The sequence below is a fragment of the Kitasatospora sp. NPDC057738 genome, assembly GCF_042798815.1.
Classification (GTDB): domain Bacteria; phylum Actinomycetota; class Actinomycetes; order Streptomycetales; family Streptomycetaceae; genus Kitasatospora; species Kitasatospora lactacystinica.
On sequence record NZ_JBHVJT010000008.1, the window covers coordinates 147,573 to 159,797 of the forward strand.

The 12,225-nt window shown below is 71.1% G+C and carries 13 protein-coding genes; 10 read left to right on the forward strand and 3 right to left on the reverse strand.

All coding sequences use genetic code 11. The features are described 5' to 3' along the window. Positions 1 to 28: 28 nt before the first annotated feature. Positions 29 to 1,000, reverse strand: a complete 972-nt coding sequence (locus ACFVGO_RS06855) for a heme A synthase (RefSeq protein ID WP_380630990.1) — start codon at positions 998 to 1,000, stop codon at positions 29 to 31. A gap of 245 nt (positions 1,001 to 1,245) precedes the next feature. Between ACFVGO_RS06855 and ACFVGO_RS06860 the strand changes: the two genes are divergently transcribed. Then, on the forward strand, positions 1,246 to 2,556 hold the full coding sequence (locus ACFVGO_RS06860; protein ID WP_359905280.1) for a choice-of-anchor A family protein: 1,311 nt from the start codon (positions 1,246 to 1,248) through the stop codon (positions 2,554 to 2,556). Positions 2,557 to 2,928: 372 nt separating this feature from the next. Then, on the forward strand, positions 2,929 to 3,612 hold the full coding sequence (locus ACFVGO_RS06865) for an LAETG motif-containing sortase-dependent surface protein (protein WP_380630991.1): 684 nt from the start codon (positions 2,929 to 2,931) through the stop codon (positions 3,610 to 3,612). Between the two features lie 74 nt (positions 3,613 to 3,686). Here ACFVGO_RS06865 and ACFVGO_RS06870 read toward each other — a convergent pair whose 3' ends face one another. After that, positions 3,687 to 4,463, reverse strand: a complete 777-nt coding sequence (locus ACFVGO_RS06870; RefSeq protein ID WP_380353698.1) for an ABC transporter permease — start codon at positions 4,461 to 4,463, stop codon at positions 3,687 to 3,689. A 20-nt stretch (positions 4,464 to 4,483) separates the two neighbouring features. Continuing rightward, positions 4,484 to 5,410, reverse strand: coding sequence for an ABC transporter ATP-binding protein (locus tag ACFVGO_RS06875; protein WP_380630992.1), 927 nt, complete (start codon positions 5,408 to 5,410; stop codon positions 4,484 to 4,486). Positions 5,411 to 5,573: 163 nt separating this feature from the next. On the opposite strand from ACFVGO_RS06875, the gene ACFVGO_RS06880 reads away from it, so the two are divergent. The 8 genes from ACFVGO_RS06880 to ACFVGO_RS06915 all read left to right on the forward strand — a co-directional run. Then, positions 5,574 to 6,416, forward strand: coding sequence for a MarR family transcriptional regulator (locus tag ACFVGO_RS06880; protein ID WP_359905292.1), 843 nt, complete (start codon positions 5,574 to 5,576; stop codon positions 6,414 to 6,416). A gap of 9 nt (positions 6,417 to 6,425) precedes the next feature. Beyond that, positions 6,426 to 7,841, forward strand: coding sequence for a Fe-S cluster assembly protein SufB (gene sufB / locus ACFVGO_RS06885; protein ID WP_359905296.1), 1,416 nt, complete (start codon positions 6,426 to 6,428; stop codon positions 7,839 to 7,841). A gap of 54 nt (positions 7,842 to 7,895) precedes the next feature. Next, the gene (gene sufD / locus ACFVGO_RS06890) at positions 7,896 to 9,125 is read left to right on the forward strand and encodes a Fe-S cluster assembly protein SufD (RefSeq protein ID WP_359905299.1); all 1,230 of its coding nucleotides are present in this window, start codon (positions 7,896 to 7,898) and stop codon (positions 9,123 to 9,125) included. Positions 9,126 to 9,130: 5 nt separating this feature from the next. Continuing rightward, positions 9,131 to 9,448, forward strand: coding sequence for a bifunctional 3-phenylpropionate/cinnamic acid dioxygenase ferredoxin subunit (locus tag ACFVGO_RS06895; protein ID WP_359905302.1), 318 nt, complete (start codon positions 9,131 to 9,133; stop codon positions 9,446 to 9,448). Between the two features lie 6 nt (positions 9,449 to 9,454). After that, positions 9,455 to 10,219 (forward strand): Fe-S cluster assembly ATPase SufC, encoded by a 765-nt coding sequence (gene sufC, locus ACFVGO_RS06900; protein WP_359905304.1) that lies wholly within the window; start codon positions 9,455 to 9,457, stop codon positions 10,217 to 10,219. Then, on the forward strand, positions 10,216 to 11,475 hold the full coding sequence (locus ACFVGO_RS06905) for a cysteine desulfurase (RefSeq protein ID WP_359905307.1): 1,260 nt from the start codon (positions 10,216 to 10,218) through the stop codon (positions 11,473 to 11,475). The genes sufC and ACFVGO_RS06905 overlap by 4 nt, the downstream gene beginning before the upstream one ends. Positions 11,476 to 11,494: 19 nt before the next feature. Beyond that, positions 11,495 to 11,947, forward strand: a complete 453-nt coding sequence (gene sufU, locus ACFVGO_RS06910; RefSeq protein ID WP_359905310.1) for a Fe-S cluster assembly sulfur transfer protein SufU — start codon at positions 11,495 to 11,497, stop codon at positions 11,945 to 11,947. A gap of 22 nt (positions 11,948 to 11,969) precedes the next feature. Continuing rightward, on the forward strand, positions 11,970 to 12,225 hold a 256-nt coding region (locus tag ACFVGO_RS06915; RefSeq protein ID WP_380630993.1), incomplete at its 3' end, for a metal-sulfur cluster assembly factor.

Here is a 12,225-nt window from a genome sequence, read left to right on the forward strand (position 1 = left end):
GGAGCCGGGCCGTCGGTGCTGCCGGGGGTCAGACCGAGGCGGTCTGCGGGGCCCGGGCGGGCGGCTGATCGGCGGCCGCCGCGTCCGCGCGGGTGCGCAGGGCGAGCGGGACGCGCAGCGCGGCGATCCAGGTGAGGGCGGCGAGCAGCATGTGCAGGCCGACCATGAGCTCGGGCGCGTCGGTGAAGTACTGGACGAAGCCGAGCACGCCCTGCAGCAGCAGGACGGCGAGCAGTTCCTTGGCCCGGGCGCGGGCGGGCTGCGGGGCCTTGACGGCGGCGAAGACGAAGATCACCGCGATGGCCAGGCCGACCGAGACGAACGCGAAGTCGGCGTGGAACTGGGCGAGGCGGTCGTAGTCGATCGGGATGCGCGGGACGATCTTGTTGTCCTTGGGCGTGCCGGGGTGGTGGCCGGCGCCGGTCACCAGGGTGCCGGCCGCGACGAGCAGGCCGATCACGGTGACCAGGACGTACGAGAGCTGGTGGATCGGCCGGGCCACCGAGAGGCGGGGCGGGCCGTCGCCCTCCTTGGACCGCTCCCACATCAGCAGCGCGACCCAGACCAGGGCCATCGCGGCGATCATGTGCAGCGCCACGGTGTACGGGTTGAGGCCGGTCAGCACGGTGATGCCGCCGAGCACGGCGTTGCTCATCACCAGCCAGAACTGCGCCCAGCCGAGCCGGGTCATGCTGTGCCGCCAGGGCCGGTGGCAGCGGGCGGCCAGGATGGCCCAGCCGACGGCGGCGCTCAGCACGTAGGTGAGCATCCGGTTGGTGAACTCGACGACGCCGTGGAAGCCCATCTCGGCGGTGGGCGTCAGGCTCTCGTCGGTGCATCGGGGCCAGGTCGTACAGCCGAGGCCGGAGGCGGTGAGCCGGACGGCGCCGCCGGTGACGACGATCACCACGCTCATCACCAGCGCGGCGAACGTGGCGCGGCGGACCATCTCGGCGGATGGCTGCCAGCGCTCGGCGAGCAGGGAGAAGGGGTTAGGCACGGGGTCAATCGTAGGCGGCCTTACAGGCGATCTTGGGGCGGGGCACGGCTGCGCGCGGCCGTGGGCGGCGGAGTCCGGGGCCGGCGACACGCCGGGACGGGACACGCGGACAAAGGGGGTGAATCCCTCAAGATGCGCATTGGTCTTGACCAATTGTGGTTCGGGTGGAGAGAGTGCGCCTCTGGTCCATACCTTTTTTCGGACCTCTCTCCCACCTCCTCCCGCACGTAAGCGGAGACCTGCACATGCGCATATCCACTTCCGCCGCCGCGCTCGCCGTCGGTGGCTCCCTCGCACTGGCCGGCCTCATCGCGCCGGCCGCCCAGGCCGTCGGCGCCGACCAGGAGTGCCGCGGTCTCGGGGTCGCCAACCTCTACGGCGAATTCATCGAGGGCGACGACACCCACACCCCCGACGCCGAGGGCGCGGTCGCGGTCGGCGGCAACGCCGACTTCACCGGCGGCTTCTCGGTCGGCCAGGAGCTCACCGCGGCCCAGGTCGACGCCCTGCCCGGCAAGAACGCCCTGGTCGTGGCGGGCCGGATCACCGGCCACAACACCCAGGTGATGAAGGGCAACGGCGTCTTCGGCTCCAAGGCCGACGGCGCCACCGTCCAGGCCCACCAGGGGGCCGTCGCCCAGGGCTCCTCGCCGATCGACTTCAAGGCCGAGTTCGCCAAGCTGCGCGCCGCCGCGACCTCGCTGGCCGCCGTGCCGCAGACCGCCGGCGCCACCGTCCAGGCCGAGGGCGCCAAGCTGACGTTCACCGGCGGGGACGCGAAGTACAACAGCTTCACCGTCGACGCGGCCAGGCTGCAGGGCGCCAAGGACGTCTTCCTCAAGGTCCCGGCCGGCTCGGTGACGGTGGTCAACGTGACCGGCGGCTCGTACGACATGGCGGCGGCCGGGACCACCGGCTTCCACCTGTGGGACGAGGGCCGGAAGGCCTTCGTGCTGGACGACAAGCTGCAGAGCGCCGCGGGCGGGGCGATCCGCTCCAAGCTGCTCTGGAACTTCCCGACCGCCACCAAGGTGGTCAAGAACAGCCAGGCCGCCTGGGCCGGGACCGTGCTCGCGCCGAACGCCGCCTTCGACCTCGGCAGCGGCGGTCCGGTCAACGGCTCGGTGATCGCCGCCTCGCTGACCGGCAAGGGCGGTGCGGAGACGCACCACTACCCCTTCACCGGCTGCCTGCCGGGCACCGTGCCGACGCCGTCCGGCACGCCGACGGTGCCGCCGACCGTGCCGAGCGGCTCGCCGTCGGCCACGCCGAGCGCCTCGACCTCCCCGAGCGGTTCGGCGAGCCCCTCGGGCAGCCCGTCCGCCCCGGCGACCGGCACGCCCGGCGCGAGCGGTTCGCCCAGCGCGTCGGCCGGTGGCGCGACCACCGCCCCGTCGGCCTCGGGCAGCCCGTCCGCCCAGCCGGACGCGGGCGGCAACCTGGCGCACACCGGCTCCGGCCCGGTGCTGCCGCTGGCGATCGGCGGTGCGGTCGTGCTCGCGGCCGGCGGCGCGATCGTGGTGGCGGCCCGGCGCAAGGCGGCCAGGAAGGCCTGAGCCGGTCGAGCCCGCCCCGGCCGCGGCCCCGGCCGCGGAGGGGCGGAATCGACGGAAAGGCCGGAATGGCCCGCTGTTCGTCGGCTGACTGAATAGGAGCCCTCGGTGATTGAACCCGATCACCGAGGGCTCCGTTCTGTCTTGAAGGTGACGAAGTCCATTCAGGTTTGTCGAATCCGCGTTCCGCGAGGTGACAGCTGTGATGGGCTGGTCATGCACATCGGAAGACGGACGGACAGTCGATATCCGGTCGTACGGCGGGGTGTGGCGGGGTGCGGGAGTGCCGGTAGAGTCCCCCGGACAGTCGTAGCGGGCCACCGCGAACCACTCAACACGCCTGCTGCACAAGACCGTTCGGAGGGGAACAAAGTAATGGCACGACAGCAGCGGCACTTCGCGATCGGTGCGACGGCGCTTGCCGGAACGGCTGCGGCCGGTTTTCTCCTGCCCCTGGCGCTGGCCACCAATGCCTCGGCGCACGTGCCGAGTTGGACGGTGACCTGCGACAAGATCGTGATCGATCTGATCAACTACAGCGGCAACGAGACCGTGAAGAACACCGTCAGCCTCACCATCGACGGCGAGAAGGTCCTGGACGGCAAGACCTTCCCGAAGGAGTACCACGGCACCTTCCCGGTGAAGGATCACAACGCCCCGATCAAGGCGAACCTGGTGGTCACCACCACGGAGAACCCGAACGAGAAGGGCTGGAACATCAACGAGACCAAGACCATCGAGCCGTGCCACACGCCGACTCCCACCCCCACGCCCACCCCCACCAAGACGCCGACCCCGACGCCGACGCCGACGCCGACCGCGACCCCGACCCCCACGCCGTCGACCACGCCCCCGGCCACGCCGACCCCGTCGGCCACGCCCACCCCGAGCAAGACCCCGACGCCGACCCCGACGCCCACCACCAGCGCGCCGGCGCTCGCCCAGACCGGTAGCAGCGACTCGACCCCGATCATCGCGGCGGCCGGCGGCGGCGTGCTGCTGGTCGGCGGCGCGCTCGTCCTGCTCGCCCGCAAGCGCCGCGGCGGCAGCGAGAGCTGACACCCCGGCCCGATGACCACGACGCCCCCCGGCCCAAGGCGGCCGGGGGGCGTCGTGCGTCGGTACCCGCCGACCTACTCCCAGCGGAAGAAGCGGGCGGCCGCGGCCAGGCCGAGCACCGACCAGCCGGCCAGGATGCCGAGGTCGGCCCACGGCACCCCGGCGCCGTTCTGGAGCACCGACCGCAGGCCGTCCGAGAGCGCCGAGATCGGCAGCAGCTCCAGCACCGACCGCACGGCCTCGGGGAACCTGGTCAGCGGCACGATCACCCCGCCGCCGAGCAGCAGCAGGACGAACACCAGGTTGGCGCCGGCCAGGGTGGCCTCGGCCTTCAGGGTGCCGGCCATCAGCAGGCCCAGCCCGGAGAAGGCGGCGGTGCCGAGGACCAGCAGCGCGGCGACGGTCAACGGGTCGCCGTGCGGGGACCAGCCGAGGGCCAGTGCGATCACCGACAGCAGCGCCACCTGCAGCGCCTCCGTCACCAGGACGCAGCCGGTCTTGGCGGTCAGCAGCGCCCAGCGCGGCAGCGGGCTGGCGCCGAGCCGCTTCAGGACGCCGTAGCGGCGCTCGAACCCGGTGGCGATGGCCTGGCCGGTGAAGGCGGTGGACATCACGGCCAGCGCCAGCAGGCCGGGCGCCAGGAAGTCGACCCGCTTGCCGGGGCCCTCGACCGCGACGACGTCCACGGCGGAGAACAGCACCAGCAGCACGGTCGGGATGACCACGGTGAGCAGCAGCTGCTCGCCGTTGCGCAGCAGCATCCGGGTCTCGAACGCGGTCTGGGCGAGCAGCATCCGGCCGACGGGCGCGGGGCCCGGCGCGGGGGAGTAGTCGGTCGTGGCGGCGGTCATGGTTCCCTCGCTCCGTTCGCTCACGAGCGCAGCTCCCGTCCGGTCAGGTCGAGGAAGACGTCCTCCAGGCTGCGGCGCTGGACGGACAGCCGTTCGGGCAGGACGCCGGAGGCCGCGCACCAGCCGGTGACGGTGGCCACCAGCCTCGGGTCGACGGGCGCCTCGACGCGGTAGCTGCCGGGGGCGGTCTCGGTGGCCGTGGCGCCCTCGGGCAGCTCCTTGAGCAGCGGTCCGAGGTCGAGGCCGGGCGGGCCGTCGAAGCGCAGGGAGTCCTCGGCGCCGCCGCGGCACAGCTCCTCGGTGGTGCCGTCGGCGATCACCCGGCCGCGGTCCACGACGGCGACCCGGTCGGCGAGCTGCTCGGCCTCGTCCATGTGGTGGGTGGTGACGACCACGGTGACGCCGTCCCGGCGCAGGTCGCGCACCAGCTCCCAGGTGGCCCGCCGGGCCTGCGGGTCGAGGCCCGCGGTGGGCTCGTCCAGGAAGACCAGCTCGGGGCGGCCGACCACGGCCATCGCCAGGGCGAGCCGCTGCTGCTGGCCGCCGGACAGCCGCCGGTAGGCGGTGCGGCCGCAGGAGCCGAGGCCGAGGCGCTCGACCAGGGCGTCCACGTCCAGCGGGTGGGCGTGCAGCTTGGCGGTGTGCCGCAGCATCTCGACGGCGCGCGCGCCCGCGTACACGCCGCCGGACTGCAGCATGACGCCGATCCGGGGCCGCAGCGCGGCGCTCTGGGCGACCGGGTCGAGGCCGAGGACCCGGACGGTGCCGGCGTCGGGGCGGCGGTAGCCCTCGCAGGTCTCGATGGTGGTGGTCTTGCCGGCGCCGTTGGGGCCGAGGACGGCGGTGATCGCGCCGGCCGGGATGGTGAGGTCGAGGCCGTCCACCGCGAGCTTGTCGCCGTAGCGTTTGACCAGCCCGGCGATCTGGACCGCGGGTTCGGAGTGCATACCGGCGAGTGTAAGAGGGCCTGACGCGCGGGCCGGACGGCGGCTCGATGATCGTTTTCGCAGGTCAGGTAAGGCTAACCTGCGTGACAGATGACACCGGTGAGGCCTGGATCACGGGTTGTCCCGGCGGAAGGAATTACGCAACACTGGTGTTGTGAAAAACATGCGCGAGCACGCCCAGCAGCAGGAGGCCGAGACGGCCTCCTCCTGCGACGTGCCCGTGACGGCGGCCGAGGTGCTGCTGGAGGGCCACCGGGCCACCCGGGACCGGGTCGCCCGGTCGATCCTGGACCACGGCCCCTCCTCCGCCGCCGACCTGGCGAACCGGCTCGGCCTCACCGCCGCCGCCGTCCGCCGCCACCTCGACGGGCTGGTCGCCACCGGCCTGGTCGAGTCCCGCGAACAGCGGGTCTACGGAAGCCGCGGCCGGGGCCGTCCGGCCAAGGTCTTCGCCCTCACCGACGCCGGCCGGGACGCCTTCTACCAGGCGTACGACCAGCTCGCCGCCGACGCGCTGCGCTGGATCGCGGACTCGGTGGGCGGCGGCAAGGCGGGGGAGGAGGCGGTCGCCGCCTTCGCCCGCGCCCGGTTCGGCCAGCAGGCCGAGAAGTACCTGGAGGCCCTGCGCCTGGCCGCCGCCGGGGAACGCACCGAGGCGCTGGCCCAGGCGCTGAGCGCGGACGGGTACGCTGCCACGGTGCGGCGTGTCCCGTCGGCCGCGGCCAAGGCCCCGGCGGGCGCCCAGCTCTGCCAGCACCACTGCCCGGTCGCGCACATCGCCGAGCAGTTCCCGCAGCTCTGCGAGGCGGAGACCGAGGTCTTCTCCCAGCTCCTGGGCACCCATGTGCAACGGCTGGCCACGATCGCCCACGGCGACGGGGTCTGCACCACCTATGTGCCGGCACCCGGTGCCGCATCGTCGCCCGCTCAGCCCCCGGCGGGACGCGGCTCCGATGCAGTGCCGACTGCCGGTACGTCCACCGAAGATTCAGCGTCCGCGCGTTAGGAAGCTCGCATGACTGACACCGTTTCGCACCCCGAGCTCGAAGGCCTCGGCAATTACGAGTACGGCTGGGCCGACCCGGACACCGCCGGTGCCGCGGCCAAGCGCGGGCTCAGCGAGGAGGTCGTCCGCGACATCTCGGCGAAGAAGAACGAGTCCGAGTGGATGCTGAACCTGCGGCTCAAGGGCCTGAAGCTGTTCGGCAAGAAGCCCATGCCGACCTGGGGCTCCGACCTCTCCGGCATCGACTTCGACAACATCAAGTACTTCGTCCGCTCCACCGAGAAGCAGGCCGAGTCCTGGGAGGACCTGCCCGCGGACATCAAGGCCACCTACGACAAGCTCGGCATCCCGGAGGCGGAGAAGCAGCGCCTGGTCGCCGGTGTCGCGGCCCAGTACGAGTCCGAGGTCGTCTACCACCAGATCCGTGAGGACCTGGAGGAGCAGGGTGTCATCTTCCTGGACACCGACACCGCGCTGCGCGAGCACCCGGAGATCTTCAAGGAGTACTTCGGCACCGTGATCCCGGTCGGCGACAACAAGTTCGCCGCGCTGAACACGGCCGTGTGGTCCGGCGGCTCGTTCATCTACGTGCCGAAGGGCGTGCACGTGGACATCCCGCTCCAGGCCTACTTCCGGATCAACACCGAGAACATGGGCCAGTTCGAGCGGACGCTGATCATCGTCGACGAGGACGCCTACGTCCACTACGTCGAGGGCTGCACCGCCCCGATCTACTCCTCCGACTCGCTGCACTCGGCGGTCGTGGAGATCATCGTCAAGAAGGGCGGCCGCTGCCGCTACACGACCATCCAGAACTGGTCGAACAACGTCTACAACCTGGTCACCAAGCGCGCCGTGGCGTACGAGGGCGCGACCATGGAGTGGGTCGACGGCAACATCGGCTCCAAGGTCACCATGAAGTACCCGGCCGTCTACCTGATGGGCGAGCACGCCAAGGGCGAGACCCTGTCGATCGCCTTCGCGGGCGAGGGCCAGCACCAGGACGCCGGCGCCAAGATGGTGCACATGGCGCCGAACACCTCCTCCAACATCGTCTCCAAGTCGGTGGCGCGCGGCGGCGGCCGGACCTCCTACCGCGGCCTGATCGAGATCGGCGAGGGCTCCAAGGGCGCCAAGTCCAACGTGCTGTGCGACGCGCTGCTGGTGGACACCATCTCCCGCTCGGACACCTACCCGTACGTGGACGTCCGCGAGGACGACGTGTCCATGGGCCACGAGGCGACCGTCTCCAAGGTCAGCGAGGACCAGCTCTTCTACCTGATGAGCCGCGGCCTGACCGAGTTCGAGGCGATGGCGATGATCGTCCGCGGCTTCGTCGAGCCGATCGCGCGCGAGCTGCCGATGGAGTACGCGCTGGAGCTCAACAGGCTGATCGAGCTGCAGATGGAGGGCGCGGTCGGCTGACCCCAGGCCGCCGCCGTCCACTCATTTCCGAGGAAGAGAGCACTACGAACAGCCATGGCTGAGCAGAACACCACCGGCTCCACCACCGCCGGGTCGATCGAGGTCGGCACCGCCGGCGCGGGCGCGCAGCTCGCCGGCCCCGGCACCGGCCGCACCGCGGTCCAGCAGCCGATCGACGCGCGCGTCGCGGTCAAGCCGTCCTTCGACGTGAACGACTTCCCGGTGCCCACCGGCCGCGAGGAGGACTGGCGGTTCACCCCGCTGCACCGCCTCGGCGGGCTGCACGACGGCACCGCCGCCTCCGCCCCGCGCGGTGAGGACAAGGTCGAGTTCACGCTGCCGGACGGCGTCACCGCCGAGACCGTCGGCCGGGACGACGCCCGCCTGGGCAAGGCCGGCAAGCCGGTCGACCGGGTCGCCGCGCAGGCGTTCAGCGCCTTCGAGCAGGCGCTGGTGGTCACCGTCCCCAAGGAGTCGGTGCTGGCCGAGCCGGTCAGGATCGACGTGCGCGGCGAGGGCGGCGTCCGCTTCGCCCACGTGGTGATCGACGTCAAGCCGTTCGCCGAGGCCGTCGTGGTGCTGAACCACGAGGGCACCGGCACCCGGGCCGCCAACGTCGAGCTGCTGGTCGGCGAGGGCGCCAAGCTCACCTTCGTCTCCGTGCAGGACTGGGAGCGCGACGCCGTCCACGCCGCCCAGCACAACGCGCTGATCGGCCGGGACGCCTCCTTCAAGTCCGTGGTCGTCACCTTCGGCGGCGACCTGGTCCGCCTGCACCCGCGGGTCACCTACGCGGGCCCCGGCGGCGAGGCCGAGCTGTTCGGCCTCTACTTCGCCGACGCCGGCCAGCACCTGGAGCACCGCCTGGTGATCGACCACGACACGCCGCACTGCCGGTCGAACGTGGCGTACAAGGGCGCGCTCCAGGGCCAGGACGCGCACGCGGTCTGGGTCGGCGACGTGCTGATCCGCGCCGCCGCGGTCGGCACCGACACCTACGAGCTCAACCGGAACCTGGTGCTCACCGACGGCGCCCGGGTCGACTCGATCCCGAACCTGGAGATCGAGACCGGCGAGATCGTCGGCGCCGGCCACGCCTCGGCGACCGGCCGCTTCGACGACGAGCAGCTGTTCTACCTGCAGGCCCGCGGCATCCCGGCCGACGAGGCGCGCCGCCTGGTCGTGCGCGGCTTCTTCGCCGAGCTGCTCCAGCAGATCGGCGTGGCCGAGGTCCAGGACCAGCTCATGGAGAAGATCGACGCCGAGCTGGAATCGGCGGTCTGAACGCGATGACCTTCCTCCGTGCCTGCGCGCTGAGCGACCTCCAGGAGGACGTTCCCAAGCGCGTGGACCTCAACGGCGTGCCGGTCTCCGTCGTCCGCACCGACGAGGGGGTGTTCGCGGTCAACGACACCTGCTCGCACGCGAACGTCTCGCTCTCCGAGGGCGAGGTCGAGGACTGCATGATCGAGTGCTGGCTGCACGGCTCCAGCTTCGACCTGCGCACCGGCAAGCCGTCCGGCCTGCCCGCCACCAAGCCGGTCGCTGTCTACCCCGTAAAGATCGAAGGGGACGATGTGCTCGTCTCCGTCAACCAGGAGTCCTGAGTACACATGGCAACCCTTGAAATCCGCGACCTGCACGTCTCCGTGGACGCCGAGAACGGCCCGCGCGAGATCCTGAAGGGCGTGGACCTGACCGTGAAGCAGGGCGAGACCCACGCCATCATGGGTCCGAACGGCTCCGGCAAGTCCACCCTCGCCTACTCGCTGGCCGGCCACCCCAAGTACACCGTCACCGGCGGCTCGGTGCTGCTGGACGGCGAGGACGTCCTGGAGATGTCCGTCGACGAGCGCGCCAAGGCCGGCGTCTTCCTGGCCATGCAGTACCCGGTCGAGGTCCCCGGCGTCTCGGTCTCCAACTTCCTGCGCACCGCCGCCACCGCCGTCCGCGGCGAGGCCCCCAAGCTGCGGCTGTGGGTGAAGGAGGTCAAGGAGGCGATGGCCGCCCTCCAGATGGACCCGGCCTTCGCCGAGCGCAACGTCAACGAGGGCTTCTCCGGCGGTGAGAAGAAGCGCCACGAGATCCTCCAGCTGGAGCTGCTCAAGCCGAAGATCGCGATCCTCGACGAGACCGACTCCGGCCTGGACGTCGACGCGCTGCGGGTCGTCTCCGAGGGCATCAACCGGGTCCGCTCGACCGGCGAGGTCGGCACCCTGCTGGTGACCCACTACACCCGCATCCTGCGGTACATCAAGCCCGACCACGTCCACGTCTTCGCGGGCGGCCGCATCGTCGAGTCCGGCGGTGCCGAGCTGGCCGACAAGCTGGAGGAAGAGGGCTACGAGTCGTATGTGAAGGGGGGCGCGTCCGAGTGACCCATCCGTTTGCGGGACTGCTCGACACCGACGCGATCCGCAAGGACTTCCCGGTCCTCCAGCGGGTGCTGCACGACGACAAGCCGCTGGTCTACCTGGACAACGCGGCCACCTCGCAGAAGCCGCGCCAGGTGCTGGACGCCCTGAACGCCTACTACGAGCGGCACAACGCCAACGTCCACCGCGGCGTGCACGTGCTCGCCGAGGAGGCCACGGCGCTGTACGAGGGCGCCCGGGACAAGGTCGCGGCCTTCGTCAACGCGCCGAGCCGCAACGAGGTGATCTTCACCAAGAACGCCTCGGAGTCGCTCAACCTCGTCGCCAACATGCTGGCCTGGGCCGACGAGCCCTACCGGGTGGACGCCGACTCCGAGATCGTCATCACGGAGATGGAGCACCACTCCAACATCGTCCCCTGGCAGCTGCTGTCGCAGCGCAGCGGCGCGAAGCTCAAGTGGTTCGGGCTGACCGACGAGGGCCGGCTCGACCTGTCGAACATCGACGAGCTGATCACCGAGAAGACCAAGGTGGTCTCCTTCACCCTGGTCTCCAACCTGCTCGGCACGATCAACCCGGTCGAGACGATCGTCCGCAAGGCCCAGTCGGTCGGCGCGCTGGTCGTCATCGACGCCTCGCAGGCCGCGCCGCACATGGTGCTGGACGTGCAGGCGCTGGAGGCCGACTTCGTCGCCTTCACCGGCCACAAGATGCTGGCCCCGACCGGCATCGGCGTGCTCTGGGGCCGCCAGGAGCTGCTGGAGGACCTCCCTCCGTTCCTCGGCGGCGGCGAGATGATCGAGACCGTCACCATGGGCTCGTCCACCTACGCCCCGGCGCCCCACAAGTTCGAGGCCGGCACCCCGCCGATCGCCCAGGCGGTCGGGCTCGGCGCGGCCATCGACTACCTCCAGGGCATCGGCATGGAGAAGATCGCGGCGCACGAGCACGCGATCACCGAGTACGCCGTCGAGCGGCTGCTGGAGGTCCCCGACCTGCGGATCATCGGCCCGCGCACGGCCGTGGACCGCGGTGCCGCGATCTCCTTCACCCTCGGCGACATCCACCCGCACGACGTGGGCCAGGTGCTGGACGAGCAGGGCATCGCCGTGCGCGTCGGCCACCACTGCGCGCGGCCGGTGTGCCTGCGGTACGGAATTCCGGCGACCACGCGGGCGTCGTTCTATCTGTACTCGACGCCGGGCGAGGTCGACGCGCTGATCGACGGCCTGCACCACGTCCGGAACTTCTTCGGCTGAGGGACGGGGCAGGACGACCATGAAGCTCGACTCGATGTACCAGGACATCATCCTGGACCACTACCGCAACCCGCACGGCAAGGGGCTGCGGGACGGTGACGCCGAGGTGCACCACGTCAACCCGACGTGCGGCGACGAGATCACCCTGCGGGTGAAGCTCGACGGCGCCACCGTCACCGACGTCTCGTACGAGTCGCAGGGCTGTTCGATCAGCCAGGCGAGCGCCTCGGTGCTCAACGACCTGGTGGTCGGCAAGACCGTGGGCGAGGCTCAGGCGGTCCAGGAGGCCTTCCTGGAGCTGATGCAGAGCAAGGGCCAGGGCGAGGGCGACGAGGAGGTGCTGGAGGACGCGGTCGCGTTCGCCGGCGTCTCCAAGTACCCGGCCCGGGTCAAGTGCGCCCTGCTCAGCTGGATGGCCTGGAAGGACGCCACCGCCCAGGCGCTCGCCCACAACCCCGCCGTGAACGACTGACCCCGCAGAGGAGGACAAGACCATGAGTGACGAGAGCACCACCACCACCACCGGCACCGAGGCCCCCGCTGCGGAGCAGCAGACCGGTCTCATCGTCGGCACCACCGCCGGCACGGTCTCGGTCGAGGACCTGACCGAGGCCCTGATGGACGTCGTCGACCCCGAACTGGGCATCGACGTCGTCAACCTGGGCCTGATCTACGGCATCCACATCGACGAGTCCGACGTGGCCACCATCGACATGACGCTCACCTCGGCGGCCTGCCCGCTGACCGACG